Genomic DNA, 650 nt, shown 5'->3' with positions numbered 1-650 from the left:
CGGTCCATCCTTGGGGACGATTGACAGCCGGCCTCCGTGAGCTTCCACGATCGATCGGCAGATCGAAAGACCCATTCCAAGACCACTGGCCTTGGTGGTGAAGAAGGGATCTAAGACGCGGTCCACGTCGTCCTCGGCGACCCCGACGCCGCAATCGCTCACGGCAAGTTGCACGTACCCCAGATCGTCCTTTGATGATTGAATCAGCAGCTCGCGCGTCCGGTCTGTAACCGCGTCCATGGCTTCGATTCCGTTCATCACCAGATTGATGATCACCTGTTGTAGCTGAATCCGGTCGCCGAGGATCGTAGGCAGCGCCGCCGTCAACTCAGTTCGTAACGTCACTCGGTGGCTCGCCAGCTCTCGTGTTACCAGCGCAATGACGTCCTTAGCCACCTCATTGATGTCGAGCGGCACCATTTCAATCTCGCCTTTCTTCGCGAGTGCGCGAACGCGGCGGATCACCTCGCTTGCCCGAATTGCATCTTCGATGATCCACTCCACCGAAGAGCGCGCGGCGGAAAGATTAGGAGCTTCGCGGCCCATCCAACTGAGGCACGCATCGGCGTTGCCGATAATAGCTGCGAGTGGCTGGTTTATTTCGTGTGCGATGGAAGTTGTCAGCTCTCCTAATGCCGTTACACGCGTCA

Annotated in this window: 1 protein-coding gene; it reads right to left on the bottom strand. The window is 58.0% G+C overall.

What is annotated here, in order from left to right:
- Positions 1–650 (bottom strand): sensor histidine kinase (locus tag XI03_RS01560; protein ID WP_271591094.1); only part of this gene is annotated, 650 nt, incomplete at both ends.

The sequence above is a fragment of the Bradyrhizobium sp. CCBAU 65884 genome (assembly GCF_028128835.1).
GTDB classification, from domain to species: domain Bacteria; phylum Pseudomonadota; class Alphaproteobacteria; order Rhizobiales; family Xanthobacteraceae; genus Bradyrhizobium; species Bradyrhizobium ottawaense.
The sequence above is the reverse complement of the archived record's forward strand: the minus strand, read 5'-3'. Positions and strand labels throughout refer to the sequence as shown.